The sequence below is a fragment of the Enhydrobacter aerosaccus genome (assembly GCF_900167455.1).
Lineage (GTDB): Bacteria > Pseudomonadota > Alphaproteobacteria > Reyranellales > Reyranellaceae > Reyranella > Reyranella aerosaccus.
Genome location: NZ_FUWJ01000013.1, coordinates 109434 through 132001, shown reverse-complemented (window position 1 = coordinate 132001; position 22568 = coordinate 109434). Strand labels below are relative to the sequence as shown.

Annotated in this window: 20 protein-coding genes and 2 pseudogenes; 16 read left to right on the top strand and 6 right to left on the bottom strand. The window is 53.7% G+C overall.

All coding sequences use genetic code 11. The features are described from left to right. The coding region (locus B5D62_RS33570; protein WP_170921196.1) for a hypothetical protein at positions 1-567 on the top strand (567 nt) is incomplete at its 5' end. Between the two features lie 17 nt (positions 568-584). Here the strand turns inward: B5D62_RS33570 and B5D62_RS28830 are convergent. After that, positions 585-1385 carry a class I SAM-dependent methyltransferase gene (locus tag B5D62_RS28830; RefSeq protein ID WP_139374141.1) on the bottom strand — a complete coding sequence of 267 codons (801 nt, stop codon included), beginning with the start codon at positions 1383-1385 and terminating at the stop codon, positions 585-587. Positions 1386-1455: 70 nt separating this feature from the next. Here B5D62_RS28830 and rfbF point away from each other — a divergent pair, with 70 nt between their 5' ends. From rfbF to B5D62_RS28795, 7 genes are all read left to right on the top strand, one after another. Continuing rightward, positions 1456-2262 carry a glucose-1-phosphate cytidylyltransferase gene (gene rfbF, locus B5D62_RS28825; RefSeq protein ID WP_269435138.1) on the top strand — a complete coding sequence of 269 codons (807 nt, stop codon included), beginning with the start codon at positions 1456-1458 and terminating at the stop codon, positions 2260-2262. Beyond that, complete coding sequence (rfbG, locus tag B5D62_RS28820; RefSeq protein ID WP_218191370.1) at positions 2250-3332, top strand: CDP-glucose 4,6-dehydratase; 1083 nt, start codon at positions 2250-2252, stop codon at positions 3330-3332. Before rfbF ends, rfbG begins: the two co-directional genes overlap by 13 nt. Before the next feature lie 12 nt (positions 3333-3344). Continuing rightward, positions 3345-4577 carry a class I SAM-dependent methyltransferase gene (locus tag B5D62_RS28815; protein ID WP_085937533.1) on the top strand — a complete coding sequence of 411 codons (1233 nt, stop codon included), beginning with the start codon at positions 3345-3347 and terminating at the stop codon, positions 4575-4577. Then, the gene (gene rfbC / locus B5D62_RS28810) at positions 4574-5104 is read left to right on the top strand and encodes a dTDP-4-dehydrorhamnose 3,5-epimerase (protein WP_085937532.1); all 531 of its coding nucleotides are present in this window, start codon (positions 4574-4576) and stop codon (positions 5102-5104) included. The genes B5D62_RS28815 and rfbC overlap by 4 nt, the downstream gene beginning before the upstream one ends. Continuing rightward, positions 5101-6024, top strand: coding sequence for an NAD-dependent epimerase/dehydratase family protein (locus B5D62_RS34430; protein WP_085937531.1), 924 nt, complete (start codon positions 5101-5103; stop codon positions 6022-6024). The genes rfbC and B5D62_RS34430 overlap by 4 nt, the downstream gene beginning before the upstream one ends. Positions 6025-6178: 154 nt before the next feature. Further along, positions 6179-8515, top strand: coding sequence for a glycosyltransferase family 2 protein (locus tag B5D62_RS28800; protein WP_170921195.1), 2337 nt, complete (start codon positions 6179-6181; stop codon positions 8513-8515). Between the two features lie 3 nt (positions 8516-8518). Then, a complete protein-coding gene (locus B5D62_RS28795; RefSeq protein ID WP_085937529.1) occupies positions 8519-9352 on the top strand; it encodes a hypothetical protein in 834 nt (277 codons plus the stop codon). A gap of 38 nt (positions 9353-9390) precedes the next feature. On the opposite strand, the gene B5D62_RS28790 is transcribed toward B5D62_RS28795, so the two are convergent. After that, positions 9391-10119: an ABC transporter permease gene (locus B5D62_RS28790; protein ID WP_170921194.1), complete on the bottom strand. Its 729-nt coding sequence runs from the start codon at positions 10117-10119 to the stop codon at positions 9391-9393. Between the two features lie 69 nt (positions 10120-10188). Continuing rightward, a complete protein-coding gene (locus B5D62_RS28785; RefSeq protein ID WP_170921193.1) occupies positions 10189-11349 on the bottom strand; it encodes a KpsE/RkpR family capsule polysaccharide export protein in 1161 nt (386 codons plus the stop codon). A gap of 94 nt (positions 11350-11443) precedes the next feature. Here B5D62_RS28785 and B5D62_RS28780 point away from each other — a divergent pair, with 94 nt between their 5' ends. The 4 genes and pseudogenes from B5D62_RS28780 (at position 11444) to B5D62_RS28765 (ending at position 15850) form a co-directional block, all read left to right on the top strand. Further along, entirely contained in the window at positions 11444-12643 is a 1200-nt protein-coding gene (locus B5D62_RS28780; protein WP_085937526.1) for a KpsE/RkpR family capsule polysaccharide export protein, read from the top strand. Between the two features lie 160 nt (positions 12644-12803). Beyond that, positions 12804-13379 (top strand): annotated as a pseudogene (locus tag B5D62_RS28775) (ABC transporter ATP-binding protein); the annotation flags it as partial. Positions 13380-13766: 387 nt separating this feature from the next. Further along, on the top strand, positions 13767-14468 hold the full coding sequence (locus tag B5D62_RS28770) for an FkbM family methyltransferase (RefSeq protein WP_170921192.1): 702 nt from the start codon (positions 13767-13769) through the stop codon (positions 14466-14468). After that, positions 14465-15850 carry a glycosyltransferase gene (locus B5D62_RS28765; protein WP_085937524.1) on the top strand — a complete coding sequence of 462 codons (1386 nt, stop codon included), beginning with the start codon at positions 14465-14467 and terminating at the stop codon, positions 15848-15850. Before B5D62_RS28770 ends, B5D62_RS28765 begins: the two co-directional genes overlap by 4 nt. Before the next feature lie 27 nt (positions 15851-15877). Here the strand turns inward: B5D62_RS28765 and B5D62_RS28760 are convergent, their stop codons facing one another. After that, positions 15878-16462 (bottom strand): NUDIX hydrolase, encoded by a 585-nt coding sequence (locus tag B5D62_RS28760; protein WP_085937523.1) that lies wholly within the window; start codon positions 16460-16462, stop codon positions 15878-15880. A gap of 186 nt (positions 16463-16648) precedes the next feature. Between B5D62_RS28760 and B5D62_RS33135 the strand changes: the two genes are divergently transcribed. The 3 genes and pseudogenes from B5D62_RS33135 (at position 16649) to B5D62_RS33565 (ending at position 18080) form a co-directional block, all read left to right on the top strand. Next, positions 16649-17554: a hypothetical protein gene (locus B5D62_RS33135; protein WP_139374140.1), complete on the top strand. Its 906-nt coding sequence runs from the start codon at positions 16649-16651 to the stop codon at positions 17552-17554. Positions 17555-17780: 226 nt separating this feature from the next. Further along, positions 17781-17876, top strand: a pseudogene (locus tag B5D62_RS34425) (hypothetical protein); the annotation flags it as partial. Between the two features lie 48 nt (positions 17877-17924). Continuing rightward, entirely contained in the window at positions 17925-18080 is a 156-nt protein-coding gene (locus B5D62_RS33565) for a hypothetical protein (protein WP_170921191.1), read from the top strand. Between the two features lie 218 nt (positions 18081-18298). On the opposite strand, the gene B5D62_RS28745 is transcribed toward B5D62_RS33565, so the two are convergent. Both B5D62_RS28745 and B5D62_RS28740 read right to left on the bottom strand, forming a co-directional pair. Continuing rightward, complete coding sequence (locus tag B5D62_RS28745) at positions 18299-19777, bottom strand: tyrosine-type recombinase/integrase (RefSeq protein ID WP_085937521.1); 1479 nt, start codon at positions 19775-19777, stop codon at positions 18299-18301. Positions 19778-20516: 739 nt separating this feature from the next. Then, positions 20517-20750 (bottom strand): hypothetical protein, encoded by a 234-nt coding sequence (locus B5D62_RS28740; RefSeq protein WP_085937520.1) that lies wholly within the window; start codon positions 20748-20750, stop codon positions 20517-20519. 562 nt (positions 20751-21312) lie between these two features. Here B5D62_RS28740 and B5D62_RS28735 point away from each other — a divergent pair. Continuing rightward, positions 21313-22311, top strand: a complete 999-nt coding sequence (locus B5D62_RS28735) for a YwqG family protein (protein WP_170921190.1) — start codon at positions 21313-21315, stop codon at positions 22309-22311. Positions 22312-22568 lie beyond the last annotated feature (257 nt).

Sequence of the window (22568 nt, the reverse complement as noted above, 5' to 3'; positions counted from 1 at the left end):
TCAGCGTGCGACACGCTGGAAGCAGAACTGAGCGGCCGGGATACGCGGATCCGCGAGCTCGAGGCAACGTCGAATGCGACGGCGTCGGAGGTCACTAGGCTCGAAGAAGAATTGTCGAACCTGAATACAAGAGTGGCCTGTCTTGAGCCTCTGGCTGGCTTTATAGTTGAAGCGGAGGCATTGCGATTAATGTTGTCGGAGCTCGATGGCAGAATTCACGGGCTACAAGAGACAAATGTTCTGCTGGAGGGACGTGCGGCATCTCTCGAAGCCGACAAAACTGTATGCGAAGCTACAATCCTCGCAAAGGAGCAGTATATCACTGAACTTGCGGCGACGACGCAAACTCACGCGGCTACAGAAAATGCGCTCAAGAAGCAGATCGCTGATTGTCTTGGCCGCGAACGGGAACTTCAGCAGACTATTGAAGCTCAAATCTTCGCGCTGAAAAGGCTGCAAGAAGCTTGGATTTTTAAACTCGACAGTCTGTTGGTGCGACGAATAAAGACAAGTGCCTTCGGCTTGGCAAAGCGTAGGCCTTTGCTCCTCGCGCCAGGAAGGCCGTAGAAAATAACCTAATACCTTCAAGTCGGTCTATTGCCGGACGCACAGCGTTTTGCAACGAAGGCAAAGCAAGGGCCATTGTCTGTAGCAGATTCAAAACCGATCTCGATCTGGCTGAATCCTAAGAGCTTGAGCTCGTCGAGAATATCTATTCGGCGTAGCCACGCCGAAGCAGTGTAGAGGCCCCCTGAATAGTGGGATGTGGTGGAAGAGTCGGGGAGCGCTCTCATGAAATGAGGAATCATGCGACCGCGATGCGGTCGTTGTTCAACTGCGATGATGCTGCTAGCCAAATTAGTATCTACAAGCCCATCGTCTGGAATGTAGTGAGTAAAGACATGTATCTTGTCAGTTCTAAGAGCTATGCAGGCCAGCAATCCGAGTGGATTGATCACTTGATCTAGAACGCCAGTTGCCCAGACAACGTCAAAATACAAATTCGTCTGGGCGAGCCAGGGAACGAAATCGCCAAGCAAGAACTGGGCCCCGCTGAGCTTGAGAAGCTCCTTGGCTATGAGACACTTAAGATAAGCCTGTTTGTTGGCTTCAATAGCAACGACATCGGCCGCACCCGCGCGCAAAAGCATATATGTGTGACCGCCCTCCATCGGGCCAAGTTCGAGCACTCGTCCTCCTTGGACTCCTCCCAACTTCTCCAGCGCCCACGCGGCCCTGGGATCATCGAAGAGCGGCGCGTGCCCTGCAATTACGCCAAGCTTGTCTGGTAAATTCGATATCCACTCAGGAATCAAATCAATAGCAGCTTGGGAGGAGGGGAGGGCCGCAACAAACCCAGGCTGAAGTAGGATGCGAGTTAACATTCTTAATAATTCTATAAAAATATTATAACCATGGCATTCTGCCTAAAGACGAGGAAGAATAGATTTTGTGATGGAGATTAGTCCAGAAGAATGCCATGTTGCAGCCATGATTAAGAAAGCTGTGATTCTGGCGGGGGGGTTGGGCACCCGTCTCATGGAAGAGACCGAAGTCCGCCCCAAGCCAATGGTTGAGATCGGCGGAAAGCCAATTCTCTGGCACATCATGAAGATGTATCATCGGCACGGGGTTCGGGAATTCATCATATGCCTTGGCTATAAGGGCTATACGATCAAGGAGTACTTTGCAAACTACTACCTTCACATGACCGACGTGACGTTCTCCGTCGCTGACAATATTGCGACGATGCATCACAGTAAGGCTGAATCGTGGAAGGTGACGTTGGTGGATACGGGCCCGGACACGATGACCGGTGGCCGGCTAAGAAGAGTCCGCGACTACCTTGGCAATGATCCCTTCTGCTTAACATACGGTGATGCAGTCAGCTCCGTCGACATTGCGTCGTTGATCAGGTTTCACACTGAGCATGGACGGCTAGCCACCGTAACAGCCGTACGGCCACCAGCGCGTTTTGGGGCCTTAGATATCGTTGATCACGTTGTTCATGGGTTCTGTGAAAAACCCGCTGGAGACAACCAATGGATCAATGGCGGGTTTTTTGTGCTGTCACCTTCGGTGGTCGACTATATTGATAATGACAGCACGATTTGGGAGCGAGAACCTCTAGAGAAGCTCGCGCAAAACAATCAACTGATGGCCTTCCAGCACGACGGATTTTGGCAACCGATGGATACGTTGCGGGATAAGCGTGTGCTTGAGGAGCTGTGGGCAGCGGGGAATCCGCCTTGGCAAAAGTAGGGCTTCCATCTCCGGACTTCTGGAGGGGGCGGAGAGTATTCATTACAGGACACACTGGTTTCAAAGGAGGATGGCTTTCCCTCTGGCTGGAACAACTTGGTGCTCACGTCACCGGGTATGCGCTGCCGCCTGATCACATGCCTAGTTTGTGTGAGCTAGCCGACGTGGAGAGTGCCGTTCAGTCAGTCAGAGGCGATATCTGCGATGCTGTCGCTCTTGCTTCTGCGATGGAGGCGGCCTGCCCGCAAGTCATCTTCCACCTGGCGGCCCAGCCTTTGGTTCAGCGTTCATATGCGGAGCCGAAGCTCACTTTCGAAACTAACGTGATCGGCACACTGAACGTTCTTGAGGCGGTCCGTAATTGTCCAACGGTTGACGTTGTCGTTTCTGTGACGACCGATAAAGTCTACGAGAACAAGGAATGGGTCTGGGCCTATCGCGAGACCGACATGTTGGGAGGCTATGATCCCTACAGTTCTAGCAAAGCATGTGCGGAGCTCGTTGTGGCGGCGTGGAGGCGATCGTATTTTTCGAGTCAGCAGAATTCTCAAGGTGTAGCTATCGCATCTGTTCGAGCTGGCAATGTGTTCGGAGGTGGAGACTGGTCGGAGAATCGCCTGGTTCCGGATTGCATCCGAGCCTTTCAAAAGGGCAGCAAGGTTCTGATTCGCAACCCCCATGCGACCCGACCATGGCAGCATATTCTTGAGCCGCTTTGCGGCTATTTGTTGCTGGCTGAATGCATGACATCCGATAGGGACGCATACGCGACAGCGTGGAATTTTGGTCCGGATCTGTCTGGAGTGAAGCCGGTAAATTGGATCGTCGACCGAATGGTTTCGGAATGGGGGGATGGTGCGTCATGGTCGCTTGAGGGCAATGAACACCCCCACGAAGCTTCTCTGCTTGCTGTTGATGCCACCCTCGCTCGCTCGCGCCTTGGCTGGAGCCCCAAGCTTCCTCTGTCCGAGGCTATTGGACGGACTGTGAGCTGGTACCGGAAGCAAGCCGAAGGCCACTCGGCGAAGGAGCTTGTTATCAGCGACATCCGCCATTACGAAAGCATTTAGGGACAAGACGTTATGCAACACCGCAGCTGCCGTTTCTGTGGCACCACGCTGACGAAGACGTTCGCAGATCTCGGCATGACGCCGCTATCGAACTCTTTTATTGCGGCGAATGAAACAAACAGAATGGAGCCATTCTACCCGCTGCACGCCTACGTCTGCTCAAAATGTCGCCTCGTTCAGTTGGAGGAATTCCAAAGCCCGACGGAGATTTTCAGCGATTATTTGTATTTTTCTTCTTTCTCCGCCAGCTGGCTGGAACACGCTTCCACCTATGCCGATCAGATGAGTGAGAAGTTTAATCTCGGATCTCAATCTTTGATCGTGGAGGTAGCCAGCAACGACGGATACCTCCTTCAGTTCTTTCAGAAACGCGATATCCCCGTTCTTGGGATAGAGCCTGCGGCAAACGTCGCGAAAGTAGCTATTGACAGGGGAATTCCCACAAAGATTCTTTTCTTCGGAGTTACATCCGCAAAGGCCCTAAAACGCGAAGGTTTTCGGCCTGACATCATAGCGGCCAACAACGTTTTGGCGCATGTGCCGGACATCAATGACTTTGTCGGTGGTTTTGCGATTCTGTTGCCAGAAGAAGGCGTTGTGACGGTCGAGTTTCCGCACGTTCTTCGGCTAATCATCGAGAACCAATTCGACACCATCTACCACGAGCACTTTTCGTACCTTTCCTTGCATGTGGTGCAGCGGATTTTTGCCCATCATGGACTTAGAGTCTTCGATGTCGAGGAATTGCCGACGCATGGGGGGTCGCTCCGGGTGTACGCGTGCCACAGTGGGAGTAAGCACTCGAATACCGATGCAGTGGCCGAAATCTTGCAGCAGGAGGTCTCGGCAGGATTGGAAAGTGACGTCATCTATGAGCGGTTTGCGCAGCAGGTAGTGGACACAAAGCTTTCGCTACTCGAGTTCCTACTTAGTGCTAAAAGGTCAGGCAAGAAAGTGGTGGGGTACGGAGCCCCAGCGAAGGGCAATACCCTATTAAATTATTGTGGCGTCGGCCCGGAACTCTTGGAGTTTACCGTCGACCGAAGCCCGCACAAGCAAGGTATGCTTCTACCAGGCACCCGTATTCCTATTCGGGCACCGGAGGCAATCATTCATGCGAAGCCAGACTTCGTCTTGATTCTCCCGTGGAACCTACGCGACGAGATCGTCGATCAAATGAAAATAGTACGCTCTTGGGGTGGTAAATTTGTGGTGCCGATACCAAGAATCTCGGTGATAGAATGATTTTCACGAAGACAAAGCTAGAGGGGGTTTGGGTCATCGATTTGGATCGCCACGAAGATGAGCGGGGCTTCTTCGCGAGATCCTATTGCGCTGAGGAGTTCGCACAGCACGGTCTTCCAGCGCATTTTGTCCAGTGTAATATTTCATTTAATAAGGCCCGCGGTACTCTGAGGGGACTGCATTTTCAGGACGATCCCCATCCTGAGGGCAAGCTGGTCCGGTGCGTACAAGGCGCAATTTTTGATGTCGCGGTCGATCTTCGCCCCCACTCGCAAACTTACTTGACGTGGGTTGGGTACCAACTCAGCGCGGATAATGGCAGGGCACTTTTCATTGATGAAGGCTTCGCACACGGCTTCCAAACACTTGAGAAGAACACCGCCGTCTTCTACCAGATGACTGAATGCTTTTATGGCAACCTTGCGCGCGGACTTCGATGGAATGATCCTGCACTCGGAATCCAGTGGCCGTTGACTGATCCGGTAATCTCCGAGCGCGATGCAGCCTTTCCCCTCATTTCATCATGAGTGTACCGCCATCTGTTTTGGTGACCGGAGCCAGTGGTTTCATTGGCCGGCATGTAGTAAATGCCCTCTCTCGCACGAGATGGGACATACACTGTGTCGCCCGTCGTGGTCTGGATCCCATTCCTGACGGAGTAGTTTGGCATGAAGCGGATTTGCTCGAGCCCGGTACCGCGGGTCGCCTAGTTCGAGATATTGCCCCTGCAGCTATCGTACATCTCGCCTGGAACGCGACGCCCGGCACATTCTGGGAATCTCCGGACAACCTCGATTGGGTTGCTGCAAGCATTGAGCTTTATCGGGCGTTTGCTAGAAGTGGTGGCAAGCGTGCGGTGTTTGCTGGCACATGTGCGGAATATGACTGGTCTTACGAGAATATGGACGAGCTAGAGACTCCGCTATTGCCGAGAACGCTATACGGAATCTCAAAATCAGCTCTCTTCGAACTTTTGAATGCTGCGTGTTCGCGCGATGGCGTAGAGTTTGCGTGGGCGCGGCTTTTCTACTTGTATGGCCCCTTCGAAGACGAGAAGCGTCTGGTACCAGATGTCATTCGAGCACTGATAAAGGGGACGCCAGCGGCCTGCGGGCCTGGTGTTGCCGAACGAGACTTCATGCACGTTGAAGACGTCGCGAAGGCAATCGTCGCTATCCTAGAGGATACCTACTGTGGCCCAGTCAATGTTGCCTCGGGACGTTGTGTGCCGCTGCGTGAGATAATCCAGGAGATTGGTAGGCAGGTTGGGCGACCAGAACTCATCCAATTGGGAGCTCGCCCCGCACCTCCAAACGAACCGCAGAAATTGTTTGCTGCGACGACAGTCTTGCGGGAGAGAATTGGCTTTTGTGAAGGACGAGGCCTGACTGAAGGTTTGGCTGAGACTATCAATTGGTGGCGAAAGAAAATAAGCGATGTGCGGTAAAAACTCTGCGAAGTAACGCTAATCTCGGTCAGTCTGGCGGCATTAGAGAAGTCAATTAGTCCGCAGGCGTCGTCGTATGACAGAGAGAGGTTTCCAATTCATGATCTCGTCTTTGGTTACCTATGGGAGACGGGTACTTGGGGATACTTCGCCCGTGAATGTGGAATCGGGCGATTTACGCTTCCACATCGACGAACCAGACAAGGTGGAGGTGCTGATTACAGCGCGATCCACTATTAGGATTTCCGGGTGGGCAGTAGACCTGCGTACGCTCCACCGACCAAAGATTCGTATTCGAGTAGGGAAGTCGGAGTACGCAGCCTCAGCAGTGCCGAGGCAAGATGTGCAAGAAGCACTGGCAATATTTGGCGCCATTCCCGTCGACAGCGGCTTTGCAAGCAAGATCGAGCTGCCGTTCGGTCGAAGTGTAATTGATGTCGAAACCGAAGACGCACCTGGGCAGTGGCGGACTTTGCGCAGGCAAGCCATTCTTTGCTTCTCTATTGCGCGTATATTTTCCTTTCGCACCCGGTCACAGGTATCGGGATCGCGTGGCTATTACTTTCACATTGATCGGCCAAAGAGGCGCCGCTTCGAGTTAGTCGAGAACCGACGAATGCTCGTCTCTGGTTGGGCTATTGATACTGGTACCGGAAAGCGGCTTAACGTCGAAATCAAGATCGGAGGTGAATCTTACACTGGGAATCCAAAGGCTCGTGAGGATGTCGCGAATGCCTTTGTTGGAGTCTGCTCGTTGCCACTTGAGTGCGGCTTCGAACTCCTGGTCACCCTTTCAATTGGTATCCAGAAGATTGAGCTGTTTCTGCTGACACCGGACGACGAACGCGTACCGATTTTTTCTTCGTGGCTGCTCTTTGTTCCTTGGAGCCTCTCAAATCAAGAGGATAAGCTCACTTATCGTAAGTGGAAGGAGATCAATCAAAAGCTCGTGGAACAACAGTTGCCCGAATTGCGAGACCACATAACCAACATGCTGTATCGACCCAAGTTCACCGTGGTCATCTATGTGGACAATGAGGCGGATTTGAAGGCAACGCTAGTTTCGATAAAGCAGCAGATATATGCCTGCTCACAGGTTTGGATATGTGGCTCAACGAGTATGAAGGTCGAACGATCCACGACGGATGTTCGTTATGCGAGCACAATTCCTTGGATGGAATTGACCGGTGATTTTGTCATATTTCTCCGCTCCGGCTATACGCTACGCCGAGAAGCATTATACAGCTTCGCAAGCTTCCTGAACCGTGATCCGAATGCAGATTTGATTTATGCCGACGAGGAACGACAGAACGGCAGCGACATATTGTCATTCTTCAAGCCGGCCTGGAGTCCGGACTATTTGGAATCATTTAATTACATTGGGTATGGCGCCTGTTTCAGAATTTCGTTAGCCAATTTGTGTTCCAAGCCCGCTGGCCATTATGATTTTGTACTGCGGTTCACGGAAATTGCGAGGCGTGTATGTCATGTCGATCAGGTTCTCTTTACCTGCGCCGGTCGCGAATCCAAAGGCTCTGAAGGTCAAGCTGGCGTCGCGGCTCTTGAAAGTCGGTTGCTCCGCACAGGCAGAAAGGGTCAGGTGACGCCGGGCAACCAGGAACTTGAGTACTTCAGAATCAAGGTAGAGCCGAGCGAAAAGCCCCTTGTTTCTGTTGTTATTCCTACGGCTGGTCAGGTTGTTCAACATAACGACCAACCGCTAGATCTGATTCTGAATTGTGTCGCCCAGATTCGAGATCGGACGAGTTACAAGAATATTGAGATTGTCGTGGTCGACAACGACGACCTGTCGCATCGGCAGCTCGCAACGTTGGAACAAGCGCAATGTAAAAGAATCACGTTCCGCGAACCTAAGTTCAATGTAGCTAAAAAACTGAATTTGGGCGCGTCCATCGCTAGCGGCGACATCCTTCTCCTTCTGAATGACGATATTGAGATTCTCTCGACAGACTGGATTGAGAGAATGCTAGAGCATTTCGAAAAGCCTCATGTTGGCGTGGTTGGGCCGAAACTACTCTACAGGGATTTGACCACTCAGCATGTCGGAGTAGTTCACAACAGTGGCAACCCAGATCACGTTAGACGATTGTTTCCGCGCGACGATGCGGGATACTTCTTTAGTACCGGAGGCGTTCGGAATTTTGGTGCTGTCACCGGAGCATGCATGATGACACGCCGAAGTGTTTATCAGGAAGTTGGAGGGTATTCAGAGGAGTTGGCGATCAGTTACAATGACACCGATTATTGTATGAAAGTTCAAAGGCTTGGACTGTCGATAGTGTATACGCCCTATGCCGAACTCATTCATTTTGAGTCCCAATCTCGGGTGCCGAAGCTGGATATTGACGAGGCGCATTGGTATCAGCAAACATGGGCTAGGGAATCAGTATCCGACCCTTATTATAATGAGAGATTTCTGTCGGTCGCGTCGCCAACGTTTGAAGTCACGATAAATCCGCGGTTGTTGTGATACATGCATCAAGAAAGCAATAATGGGTTATGCAAAGCCAAGAACTCGATCGCGGTGGGGTATTTAATCCGCGGGGCAGATAAAAATTGGCGCGAATCCATTGATAGATTTGTGGCAGCGTACCAGACGCATCCTGCAGGCGCGGAGCATGAACTCTACGTTATAGCCAAGGGCTTCGCTTCGCGGCACGATCTGGCATGCGCCCTAGCGACGTTTAGAAATCACCGGTTCAGTGATATTCACGTTGCGGATGATAGCTTCGACATCGGCGCCTATGCCGAAGCGGCCCGGCTGATCTCTGAAGACTATGTTTGTTTCTTTAATTCACATGCCGCACCGGTAAGCGACAACTGGCTCGCTAAGTTGCATCTAAATCTCGAAGTAGAGAGCGTCGGATTAGTCGGTGCGACTGGCTCATATGAGAGTCTGCACGACTACGACAGCATCTTTCCAAGAATGCCAAACGTTCATGTTCGGTCCAATGCCTTCATGATTTCCAGAGAGCAATTTTGTGCGGTCACCGATGGCCTGACCTTCAAGAGTAAGCTCGATGCCTTCCTCTTTGAGAGCGGCCCGCAAAGCATGACCCGGCGCATATTGGATATGGGCCAATCCGTGCGGTTGGTGGGCAGCAATGGACGAGGATATACACCTAGGTGGTGGCCGCTGAGTGATACTTTCCGGCTTCGTCGGCAAGAGAATCTGTTGGTCTCTGATAATCAGACACGAAACTACGACGCTTCCCGATGGCCAGAAAAGCGCACGATTTCAGAGCGGACGTGGGGCAACTACTTGCAGGAACGCTTTGTGTTGAAAGACAAAACGTTGCTAGCCTAAGAACTAGGCTTTACAGGCAGAATTAGGGCAAACGTCCATCATACGATCCTGATGTGACTCCTCATATGGGCGATAGCGCTCAGTCCGATGCTTGAAAGAGTAAAAGCCCATATGCCTACATATAGGGGCGAATAATAGGTCACGATGGACGGCCCAAAGAAACCTGCTCGAAACATCTCGTAACAATGAACAGTTGGATTGTACCAAATTATCTGTTGCGCGTCGTAGGGCAGCCAATCGACGAGAAAGAAGGTGCCGGATATGGGTAACTGGAGGTACTGAAAAGGTTGTATAAACCGTTCCGCTATCTCGTACTTCTCGGAAAGCACCACAGTGAGCGAGGATACGCCAAGCGCCAGCCACCCCATCATCAGCCAGCCCGCAAGGGCTAAGGTGAAATCGTGAACTGGTTCCAATAGTCCCGCCACCACCAACGTAAAATACACGAACATGAGCGCAGCCGTTGCGCCAGCGAACTCCAAGAGTTGTCTTGACAGGAAAATGTCGAGCAGACTCAAATTGCGATGATATAGCATCGCTGTCGACCGTCGGAACAATAACGACGCGGAGTTCGTCAAGTGCCGCCACAAGGTCAATGGCATGTATCCAGTGATCACGAGGCCTATTAAGCGTATTCCATGTTCTTGAGATGGTCGTATAAGTGACCATACGATCAGGACACCTGTCGTGAGAAGCATCGGCTCGAGGATGACCCATACGAAACCGAGATGCTCGCGCCCATAGCGCATCATAACGTCACGCACCATCAGGGCGTGAATGCTCCTAAGCTGAAGTGCCAAGGAAGCTAGCAGAGACTGGCTACGGGTCATAATCGTCTATGCCCCAACGGCATGCTCTCTTACGCCAGTGTAGATAAGCCAGGCCACCAGAAACAGGATCATATTTGCGCCGAATATCGTCAAGATGACAGAGGCACGCTTTGGTTCCAAGGGATAGTCGGTTGCAGATGGCTGCACGATTGTTTCCAGATAGAGCTGTTGACGGCGTGCATCCGCCCTAGCTCGTGTCAGAGCGGTCTCGGCGTTAGTCAGTGCGCGATTTGCGAACTCCCGGTTGAGATTCAATCGTTCGAATTCAGCAATCTTCTCCGCAAGACCATCAGAAGCTGTCGTTATACGCGCGCGTTCGTAACCGATCTGTTCCTCGAGAGCCGCAATGCGCCGCTGAAGGTTGAAATACTGGACGCTGTTAGGAGAAGCTGCGAGCACTTCCCTCATCTGAGCCTTTGCTTGAGCTAAGTCGACAGACAACTTGGATATCAACTCCGTTAGCGAAGTTGCACTCTTCGTCGGATCGATCATTAACTCCGCATTTCGAAACCGACTTATGGCGATCTGTGCCATGATTAACTGTTCTTGGCTGTGCGCAACCTCGGCGGTGCTCGTGGCGATCAAGTCCTCCTGCATGCGGTTGTTCATTCTGTTAATCAACTTCTCGCTCAGGGCCAACAGCTGCGCGGCGACTTCCTTTGCATCCTGTGGGCGAAATGCCCTGACCGTCAGCGTAGTGACTCCAGTGGACGGCGTATAGACTACGGAGATCATTCGCCTTAGGTAGTCATAAAACTCTTCATCTGTCCGGCCGAAAAATATCGATGGATATCGAGCCAGCGCATCAGCTTCCGGTCTTCCGTAGATCTCGAACATCGGCAGAGAGGAAGACAATTGTTTAGCGGCATCTCTTGATTTGATGAACTCCGCCACAGCATATGTGTCGTCTTGGGAGTGTCCTAGGCCGTCCTGTAGAATAGCGGCGAAGCCGGTTGCCGCTTCCGGCCGCTCGGCGCTGCGGATGATGAATCTTGCTTCCGAGACATACTGATTGGTAGCGATCGCTCCAAAGTACACAATTCCAAGAATTGTAGGGAGGAAGACCAACGCCAGCTTGATCAAGCGCCGGGCCACGACGTTGACTCGAAAAGGTACTCGCTCGTTGAGATAGGATGAGCGCACAAGCCTATCAAGCGACGCCAGCATGCAATTCACCAACCCTACAAAAGTGCGTCTTCCCCCGCATATTGCGCAGCTGGTCGGCGAGTGACAAGTGCGGGCGAGCGCGATACTATCTATCATGGCTTCGCAGCGTGAATTGCAGAAGTATAGCGAGCTCTTGGAGCTGAGAACGCTGATCGAAGCACCATCGCCTCAGGAAGCGGTGCTGGATTTGCACCACCAGAGGGAGGGGAGAACTTACTTAGTTCTCTTTGTTTTCCTTTTTGTGCTGCCTACGCTGGCAGCTCTGGCGATATTCGGATTCATATTGGCTGACCGATTTGAAGCTGAAGCGCGCCTCGTCATTCGAGGTTCGAGCCCTTCCATCGGGAACGCCATTACGAGTGTTCTGCAAAGCGCGGGTGTGAGCGGGGCAACGAACGACGCTTACGCCGTCCGCGAATTCATGCTCTCGCGAGATGCGATGCGGGAGTTGCAGGAAAAGTACGAATTACGAGAGGCTTATGGCAGACCGCAAGCTGATTTCATTTGGCGGTTCCCAAATTTCTACATGCCAAGAGGAGAAGAGGGCCTTTATCGGGAATACAGAAGGATGATTTCAGTAAATTATGATTCTACATCGGGTGTAATCATCCTTCGAGTTCAGGGATTTGAGGCGGCCGATGTGAATCGACTGGCAGAGGGCCTAATTCGGTCCGCCGAGCAATTCGTCAATCGGCTGAATGAGCGATCCCAGCGAGATGCCGTGAATTCCGCCTTGAACGAAGTCGACGAGATGGAGCACCGCGTAATTGCAGCGCAGGCACAGCTCACCGCTTACAGAAATCGAGAAAGAATGGTCGACCCTGGCCAGGACTCCTTTGTTATCATTGAAGGCGTCGCCAAGCTGTCCTTGGAGGCAGCAGAAACCAGTATGCAACTGCGGCAGATCGAGCGCGCTTCGCCGGATAGCCCACAGATAGCAACTATCAGGAGGCGCCTAGCAGCTATCGAGGCGCAAATTGTACGCGAGCGCGGTAGACTGGCTGGAGATTCTAACTCGCTCTCCTCCAAGATTGCTGAGTATGAACGATTGGTGCTCGAACGCGAGTTTTCGGAACGCGCCCTAATGGCGGCACGTAGCGCGGTTGAGGTTGCGCGAGCCGAGGCCCTACGACAACAAATTTACCTCGAGCGCGTAGCGGCGCCCTCCACACCTGATTATCCGACATATCCATACCGAACTCTCCTGATCCTCCTCGTCGCTGCTCTAAGTTATTGCTTGTACAAGGTTGTGGCCGCCTTTGCCCTTGACGCGCGTCGGCATGGGCAGACTTAAAATGTTTGAGGCCGTCTTAAAGCGGTTGTTGTTGACTAAACGCTTGGCGACTGAACCAAGGGAGACAACAATCGAGCGGGAGGCGAGATGCGTGGACGTGGTCAATGTCACGATGGATTTTCATACCGAGCAAGGGACAAAAAGGGCCCTGCAAGGAATTTCCTTCCAGGTCCGGGCCGGCGAAAGGCTAGGCGTTTTGGGACCTAATGGCGCCGGTAAATCGACACTCATTAAAGTTCTTTCTGGAATGCTGGAGCCTACATATGGAGAGGTCCATAGAGGACTATCCTTGTCATGGCCGCTGGCCTTAGGGGGCGGGTTCGAAGGTCAATTAACAGGGTACGATAACATAAGATTCTTGTCGCGGGTCTATGGGTTGCCTTTCCAGGCGACACTCGACTACGTCGATCATTTCTCGGAATTAGGACGCAATCTATTTAAGCCGTTACGCTACTATTCTGATGGAATGCGAATGAGACTCGCGTTTGCGCTTTCCCTCTCCATAAACTTTGAATGCTACTTGATCGACGAAGTGATCTTAGTTGGTGATCGGCGTTTTCAACAAAAGTGCCATGACGAACTTTTCTCTGCTCGCAAGAGTTGTGGAATGATTATGGCGGTCCACGACGCTGGGGTGGTTCGGGATTATTGTCAGAAGGCACTTCTGCTGAAGGGCGGACGTGGGCGGGTTACCAGTGATATGCAACTTGCGAGCCGGATATATAGCGGCCTCTGAGCGGAATTTTGCGGTGATCTCAGTACTTCTAATTATGAGGGTAGATTGGTGATGTGTATCTCGTAAAGGATCTCCTCAAGATGGATCGTGATTTCGTATTGAACGAAGTTGTGGGACCTGGAATGTGAGGCCGAGGCGAGCATGCGCCGGCTTAGTATGTAGATTGATAGGGAGGATACTGGCCGACAAAGGGCATGCACGCACGCTATCTCATTGAGTAATATGATTCGCTATCGGAGCGTCTGAGGCCAATTCGTCATGTTTGAGGATCTTTACTCGATACACTTGGCAACTTGGCCACGCCCTGTTCTAGAAGCGGCGATCCGGCGACGTGTGCAAACAGCCTATTTGGGAAATGGGATCATTCTCGCTCGAATCTTAGGGCGCATGAAGATCTTCCTGCGAAGCGGCGATCGTGGCTTCGCCTGCCATGTCATGCTCGACGGATTCTGGGAAATGTGGCTGACTCAGTTCCTCGCACACCGCGTTAAGCCCGGCATGACGGCCATCGATGTCGGAGCGAATTTTGGTTACTTTACACTGCTTCTCGGCGATGCCGTCGGTGAGACTGGGCGTGTGATTGCAGTAGAGCCAAATCCAGACACAGCCGCTTTGCTAAGAGAGACAGTACTACTGAACGGTCATTCGACGCGCACACGCGTTGTTCCCCATGCGTTGGGCGCCAGAGCAGGCCGCGATTGGCTTTATTCGCCCGACGGCGAACCGAAGAATGCCACGTTGGTGGACAAAGAGAATCTCCCGGGTGGACGCACTTTCGAGGTATCCACTTTCACGCTCGATGAAATTGCCTTGGAATATCCCAGAGTGGATTTAATCAAAATAGACGCAGAGGGAGGGGAACTCAATATTGTCGCCGGCATGCAGGGGCTCATCGCGCGGGATCATCCCATAATTGTACTGGAGTTTAACGCAGCCAGGTATCCTGACCCGGGCGGCTTCCTGGACAAGTTGCTAGAGAACTATAGAAGCGCAAAGGAACTCAGCCTTGACGGTGCTATCCTGCCGTTGGACTCTGAATCCGTACTCGATAAGACTAACGTGCAGGATCGGATCTTGCTATTCGAATGAATGAAACGTCCTCCTTGCCTTCTGCTGCGCCGATGTCGCGGCGCGGAACGATCTTGTATGAGGCTCAGAATCTCGTCGTCAAAGGCGGAACGGGTATAGCGACCTATGCGCGCAATTTGGCAGAGGCTGCCGGTCGACTCGGATTTAATGTCGATGGCCTTTTCGGTGTGGAGCACGGGCTTGCGCAGAGTGATGGCCGCCTAAATGAAATTCTCGCCTTTGATGCGGTTGATGACGACAAGCGGCTGACGCCTTTAGAAGTCGCATGGCGCAATGTACGTTACCCATTCAATGCCCTTGGGGGGGTGAAGCCGGTGGAATTGGCGCGTAGCGGCCTGATAGTCGGGCCGACGGCAGATACGCTGCGCTCATTCCGGAGACTGTTCGCGGCAACTCAGCTTATCGATGTTTGTAGGGCCCACTTCAGTATTTATGGTCGCCTGGCGCAACTTCGGGTGGAAGAGCGGCCAGCCATTTTTCACGCGACGCATCCGGTGCCGTTGGCGCTCAGAGGTTGTCCGAACATCTACACGATTCACGATCTCGTACCCATTCGCCTCCCTTACGCTACAATGGACAATAAAAAGTACTTCTATCGTTTGCTCACGACATTGGCCCGCACCGCTGACCACATCGTCACTGTGTCCGAATATTCCCGAAGAGATATTATAAAATATTTGGGTGTCGATGAGCGTCGGGTCACTAACACATATCAAGCAGTGACTATCCCAAGCGATTTGCTAGCCCGAAGCGACGACGATGTCGCAGAAGATTTGGCGAAGCTCTTCGGGCTCGACTTCGGGAAATACTTCCTGTTCTTTGGCGCCATCGAGCCCAAGAAAAACGTTGGTCGCCTCATCGATGCCTATTCCGCGTCCGGAAGCAAACTACCTCTGATTCTCGCAAGCAGCGCCGGATGGCAGAATCGCGCCGATCTGAAGAAGATTCGCGACGAACGCTTCAGTACCTTTCGAATTAGCGACGGTGTCGTACGTCGCGAACGCCAAGTCCGCCGTCTTGAGTACATGCCGCAAGGACAGCTCAGTTCGTTGATCCGTGGCGCGACGGCAGTTCTGTTCCCATCCATCTATGAGGGATTCGGACTTCCCGTGATCGAGGCGATGGCTTTAGGCACTCCGGTTATGACTTCGAACGCCGCCTCTTTACCTGAGGTGGCCGCCGAAGCGGCCCTGATTGTTGACCCATATTCGGTCACAGAGATGGCGCATGCTATACGGACCTTAGAAGCAGACGCCGATCTCCGTACGGCCTTGGTGAAGCGTGGACACGAGCAGGCTAAGAGATTTACGCCGAACGCCTACGACGAACGGCTGAAGCGGCTCTATGATTCAATACTGCGCCCAAGTCAGAAGCCTTCATAATGCTAAAGTATTCTGCATATAATAAAGTTAACGCAGTATATCGAGAAGATCCGCAGGAAGGTCGTTCCGCACTAGGCGTGTCTGGATGTTCAGAAGGAGCGAGGCGCTACCCATGTCGCAAATCTCGCCTGAGAGTACCATGTCGATTGCTTGACTGAATGGAACGCGCTTGCGTAGGAGTATCTCTTCCGGCTCGGGATGCGGCTCGCCCTGGTGGAGATTCCAAGCAACGAACCCCGGAGCTCGCTCATCGGTAGTGCCGGGCGATACCCACAAGTCGAATATGTGCATCCAGCTTTTCGCAGTGAGCCCCGCTTCCTCACTGAGTTCATTCTTGGCAACCTCCAGCGAGTCCTTCTCAAGCGTACCCCCCCCACGTGGCACCTCCCAAGTGAAGCGGTTCAGAACATAGCGGAACTGGCCAATCAAGACAGTGGAGCCATCGGAGTCTATTGGAACGACCGCAGCACCAAAATGTTTAAAGCGCAAACTATTGTAAGGTCTGGGATTGCCGTGCAAATGATGAACGATGTCGCTGCGGGCAGTAAAGAAGTTGCAATCAAACACTTCGCGCTTTTCAATGAGCTTCCATGGGTTTAATTCATTCGCCATGCTGTTTTATCCTAGTTGGCCACCCGGGTTTAAGCGTATCTAGCATTTTGTAGTGTAGCGCGCATTGCAATGGATGGTCATGTTTAGGTCGGAGTCGGGAAATTAAGATTAGGTATGCGGTGGCGAGGCTGGCTGCCCCATGTCGACACGATTTCATTATGAGAGCTTGGTGGGTAGGGAGAATCTGTGAGACTTGCTATTCATGGTTCACCTACGTGGCTCGGGTGGGCTCAAGCTGTATTGGCCAATGCGCGCAAGAAGTATTCGCTCGATATCGAGATCGTTTCTTTACCGGACGCTTTAACAGCCACCTCGCTGGTGGAGCTCAAGCAGTTTTCTCGTATTGTTTTGCTCATCGAGAATCCCGCGCTGATGGTTGCACGCCGCGGCATGCATTGTGATTTTAATAGTGCTCTTCTGGCAGCTGTAACTGCAGCAGTTTCTGCGTACGAACTAACGTACCATTATGATGCCGTGCCTATCGACGTTGACGGAAGCGAAGATGATAGAACCTGTCGTCTATTGGAGCTGGCCGATAGCCCTCTCGATGTAGCAGATGTCAAGGTACCAATTGAAGTCGTGCCCCTGAACGGCCTCTCAGAGGGAGACACCTTGAATGATCGAACCAGAACGATAGAGAGATGTTTGAAGCCTCTACTTGAGGGCATCTGGCAGAGGAACAGCTCGCTCTCGATTTGTTGGCCACGGGATGTTCTCTTTGCAGGCGACAGTCCGGGAACGCCTCTTCCCGCAGTCTTCGATATCGCGGGTCCTGCAAGAGTTCTGACATACGGCCCTTACTTTCCCTTACCGATAGGCCAATGGCACGTCGAACTACTAATGGGCTTTTCCCAACGAGTAGGAGTGATGCCATTTCTTGTCGAAATCGTTGCCGATGGAATTTTCCATAGGGCCTACTTTGAGGCGAAGCGGGCGGGCATCTTCGTGTTACCTTTTGACTTGAGTTTCGATAGATCTGGCTCCCCAGTCGAGATCAGATTGGTAAGCCAGGAGCCCGCTTTGGAAGGTGAAGTTTCTTTGATCGAGGCTACGTTTACCATGAGGTTGCTTCCGACTAGCAACCACTCTTGACCGCACTCCGAACGTTTTTCGGTTGCTACCATTGTCATCTCGCCTCGTCGACTGACGTTGCCCCCGCGCAAAGCCGCCGAGGTGTATAGTTCTGGTGAGAGCCGCCTTGTTGTTGGAGAGGGGCTATGAGAAGCGAGCTCGTGAAGTAGCAACTTAGCGAGCGCGCATGTCTTCGGTGACATTGTTGTCAGGCCCGGAACGGCGTCGGCGGTGATCGACGGAGCAAAAAAGCCAGATTGTAGAAGTGAGCTTGCGGCCTGGTGCAGTGGTCGCCGCGGTGGCGCGTCGTCACGATGTGCATTCTAGTCTGCTCGACGTGTGATGGCGGGAAGCAAGGCGATCGGCGGCAGAAGGAGCGAACTTCGTTCCAGTGACGGCGACGCCGGAGAAGAAGCTGGCGATGACTGGAGGTTTGATCGAGATCGATCTGGGCAAGGGCGTGCGGCTTCGGGTTGATGGCGGGGGCGACGAGGAGGCGCTGGGCCGATTGCTTCGGGCACAGGGTCAATGCTCGGCCTCCCAGTAGAGACGCGCGTGTGGCTAGCAACGGATCCGCTCTTCTTGTGGCGATGGGAGCAGTAGGCTGGAATTGATCGGGCAAGCCGCGCCATCGACGTCCTCCTATCACTCAACTTCTGGCTCACTCGCTCGCCTTCATCCGTATTCTTCGGTCGACATGGCTGTGTTCGACGTGCTGAAGGAAACATTGCCGACAGTAGGCTTGGGGAGCATGAACAGGCTAGGTCAAACTGGCGGAGTCATGACAGATTGCTCAGCACTGTGGCTGTGTTTTGCAATATGTCCTTCCGAATCAGGATCGTCAGCGGCTGTTTCGGATGATGCGCGCTTCGTGCCTGGAGGGATTGCACGGTTTGCCCCTTTCCGATGCCGGAACGGGCGATACGTCGACGCCAAAGTTGGGGAGTGATTCGCCTCAAGCACCGGTGGCTCGCAGCCGGATATCTTTTGTCCATTGCCAAGCTGGGGAGGGCTAAGCGGCACCATCGCGTCCTTTGTGGGAGCGAACGCCGGGGGATCGGCCACCGTGGTCTGACGTAGTAGCGTTAAACGCCGCAACGCCACAGCATCCGCCGCTGCCCTGACGGCATCATCTTCTGTGTGGACATAGCGCATGAACATCGTGACGGTCTTGTGCGCCGTTAGGGCCATACCGACCTTCACGGGAATCCCGGAGTTGGCGATATCGGTCGCGGAGCGGTGCCGGATGCCATGCGTCCCCACGTGCGGAACGCTAGACCGCTCCAGAATACGGCTCCAGCCCTTATAGTAGGTATGCTTGGGCATCGGCTTGTTGGGATCGAAGATGGCGGGGCACACGTAAGGTGATGCCTCGAGACGCGGTGCAGTTTCGAGCAGACGAACTGCATTTGCGCTTATCGGTTTAGACATGCCGCCCGTCTTGCTTTCAGGCCAGCAGATGCGCCGATTGATCAGATCGATCCAGGCCCATTCGAGCTTGAGAATCTCTGACATCCGGGCGGCGAGCTCGAACTGCAGGCGGACGGCGAGGAGGATGACGGGGTGTTCGAGGCCCTCTACATCGGCTTTATCAAGATAGGCGTAGAGCCGCTTCAGCTCCGCATCGTTGATAAGCCGGGTCTTTCCATGTTCGGGGAACTTAGGGACGTGCCGACAGGGGTTGGATCCATCTGGACGAAATCCCCAGACCTCGGCCATGTTGAACATCTTGTGCAACGTCGAGAAAACCCGATTGGCGTTTGTCGGATGTTTCGACATCTTGTGCATAAGGCTTGAGATGTCGGCTCGGGTAACATCAGAAGCCTTCATCTGCCCGAGGTTGGGAACTATGTAGAGCTTTCCGTTGCTGCGGTTCGCTTTAACAGTAGATGGCCTGTTGCGGCACTCTGAGTACTCAGAGACGAAACGCTCGAAGAGCTCCTTTATGCAAGGTGCATGTCGCGCCGAACCTTTCTCGACGCTCGGGTCTTTGCCCTTGCGGACGTCCGCCAGCCAATCCTGCGCTATATTTCGGGCTTGCTCGACCGTGATCTCGCCAAAGCGGCCGATCGCTGGTTTGCGGCGTTGGCCATTATTGGCGACGTAAGCCACCATGAAGACCTTGCGTCCAGCCGGCGTCACCTTGAGCAAGAAGCCTGGTATCACCGTATCGCGAAGTTCGTAGTCACGCTGTTGAGGCTGGGCGGCATCGACCACCATCTTCGTAAGTTTGAGCTTTGACACGTCCGAAACCTCCGTCGAGCCTCGATTCCAGGTGCAGAATAGGTGCAGCCAGAAGGGAGACCGTGGCGTACGACCGGCTAGGACTGGATCACGATGCGAAGCGATAAAGCGAGGTGAAACAACGTGTTATCGTGCTGTGGCGGTCTGCCGGATAGAGACAGGATAGCGGGCCCGGAAGCGCTCAAAATCAGGTTTCCTCACGGAAGTGTTGGTTCGAGTCCGACCGGGGGCACCACTGCGATTTTCCCACCCTATAACGTCTTGAAGTACCACCGAAATTGACGGTGAGACGCCTCGACTCGAAGGTGGGACACTCAGCCGGTTTTTTGTTCTTCTGCGGCATCGACACCAGGTGCATCGACGATCGCGCCAGCTTTGTCTGTCGTGCCTTCTTGGTGTAGGTCGCGGCCGGCTTCGGATCGTCCCATCCGAACATCGCCATAATCTGGTGCTCTGTCGCGCCATTCTCGGTCGCCAGTGTCGCGTCGAACTTTCGAATCCCGTGCGCCGAGCCGTGCGTGAGGCCGGTCTCGTCGCCCTATTCGCGGAATTTGTTGCCGAAGCCTGCGATGCTGAAGGCCTTCCCGAACGCCGTCACCAGATAGGTCATGTAACCGCTTGGGGGTGCGTCGAGAATGGCGCGCTGGTTGAAGGACGCGGCGTTTGGCCCCGCGCCCCGGCAGTCCTCGCGGATGCGCAGCGCTTTATGGCCGGCAACGACGGGTGATGCGGCGGCCTGTTAGAGGCCTGCGCCGCTGGCGGAAGATTCAGCGACGAAGCGGAGCACCTGAAAGAACGCTGCCGAATAGTAAAGCAACAGCATCCGCGCATTGATGCGGTGATGATGTTGGAACGCGCTGACGATATTGCCCGGCGAGAATTGGATGCGGGCCTTGCGGATTAGCAGCAGCAGCGCGCCGATGACCGCCAGGGCCGATCCGACATTGAAGGCACAGCAGAGCCAGCTAACCATTGACGATCACTCGATTTGGCGGCCGAGCCTCTCTCAGAGACAGGCACAACTAATAGAATAACCGCCGGCGCGTGTTCTACTAATGAGGGAGCGGACGAAGGAGTCAAATTCCGTGTCGTCCTGATAGCCGCGCTTGACCTTCGCGGCTTGAAGTCGGCCCAGAGCGCGATCGGCGTCCGCCTCAGGGTCGGAGAGATCGCAGCGCACGCGATCCGATTGGCCGATACGGCCCCCTTTCCCGCACGACGGCAAAGCCGTCGAACAAGGTCGGCTGCGCGGCGAGGTGACAGAATCGTCGCATGCGCAGCGCAGGATGATGCGGACCAGGTGGACGATGGGCGAACGCTGAGTCCCGGCGAGTCCGGCGTCAACGGCCGATTGGAAAGACGGTCGGAGCCGCGATAGAACTCGCGACGGGGATAGAGGCCAGTCGAACATTGGGAATGTTCGACTTGGCGAATCGGTGCGAACGTGGGCGCAGTCAAAGGATCGTTTGCACATGGCCGTAATACCTCTGCCAGCAAATTATGACGACCTCGTCCTCTCCTTGAACGATACAGGCTTGAATCACGACATCATATCGCTTCTAGCCGCGCAGGCGCGTCCCGCCATCCTTTTACGGACGACTCAAAGTGAAGAAGACTTGATTTCGTTGGGAGCATCTAAGATCGGGGGCAGACCCGATCTGCCGCGTGGTGCGGCTTGGCCAATACGGCCTGCCTACCCGGATGCGGATAAGAGAGCTGCGAGGCACCGAAAGGAAGCCGCTCGCCTGCTTGCGGATTCAATAAAGCCGCACTCACGGATGACACCTGAACAAGCTCAGCGCTTCAGTCTCGCACGTCGGGCGAGAGCGGATGCCGTTGAGACAGAATTCCCTCTGGCATTTTTCGGACAGTTCGATCTGTCCGAGCTGAGCCGGGAAAAGGGATTCGACGCGACTTTTCCGAGCGATGGCCGCCTACTCCTGTTCTATGATCTCCTGGAACAACCAGAGGAGTTCAGCCCTGAGGCTTCAGTGGGATGGCGGATGTTATGGGATACGACACCCGTCTCAGCGCTGGTCCGAGCGCCAATCCCCGACGCATTGTCATCAATCTCGGACGACGATTGGTCGTGCGTTTTTCGTGCGGCTCAAGTTTCCACCGAAACCGTTCTCACGCCGATCCCGCCAAATGACAAATCATGGAATGCATTTCCGCTCGATGATGACTACGCGCTGGAGGAGTATCAGGAGTGGCTATCCCAATTCGGGACGCCAGACATGAGCGGTCGCGACAACCATCAGTTCGGGGGCTTTCCGCAAACATTGCAGAATGGTCTGCAGGCCCGCTGTCAGTTGGCCGCCAACGGCTTGAACTGTGGTGGTCTGGACGTCTGGAAGACGGAAGCAGCAAAAGAACTCCTGAAATCCGCTAAAGATTGGCGGCTTGTTTTGCAAATCGGCGTCGATCGTCATGCGGGAATCTCTCAACCGGGCGCCTATTATGTGACTATGCGGGAGCAAGATATCGCGGCACGACGGTTCGATCGGGCTCGAGTAACCTACCAATGTGATTGAGCAGGCTTACATTTTCCTTCTGTGAGGTCTTGGCGTTGTTCAGTGGGAAGCCAACGCTATGCCCTCCGTCATGGGTGAGAGGGCGCCAGCGGCACAACCAATAGCACAACTGCCGATGCCGTTTCTATCCACGAGGGAACGGACAAGAGAGCGGGGCGGACCTGGAGCGACTGCCCTGGCAAGCTATCACGCGCGACCTGGACAGACTTAGGTGTCCGGGCTGGGGTGCGCGTTCGCGTCGCCTATTTCCCGTCGCA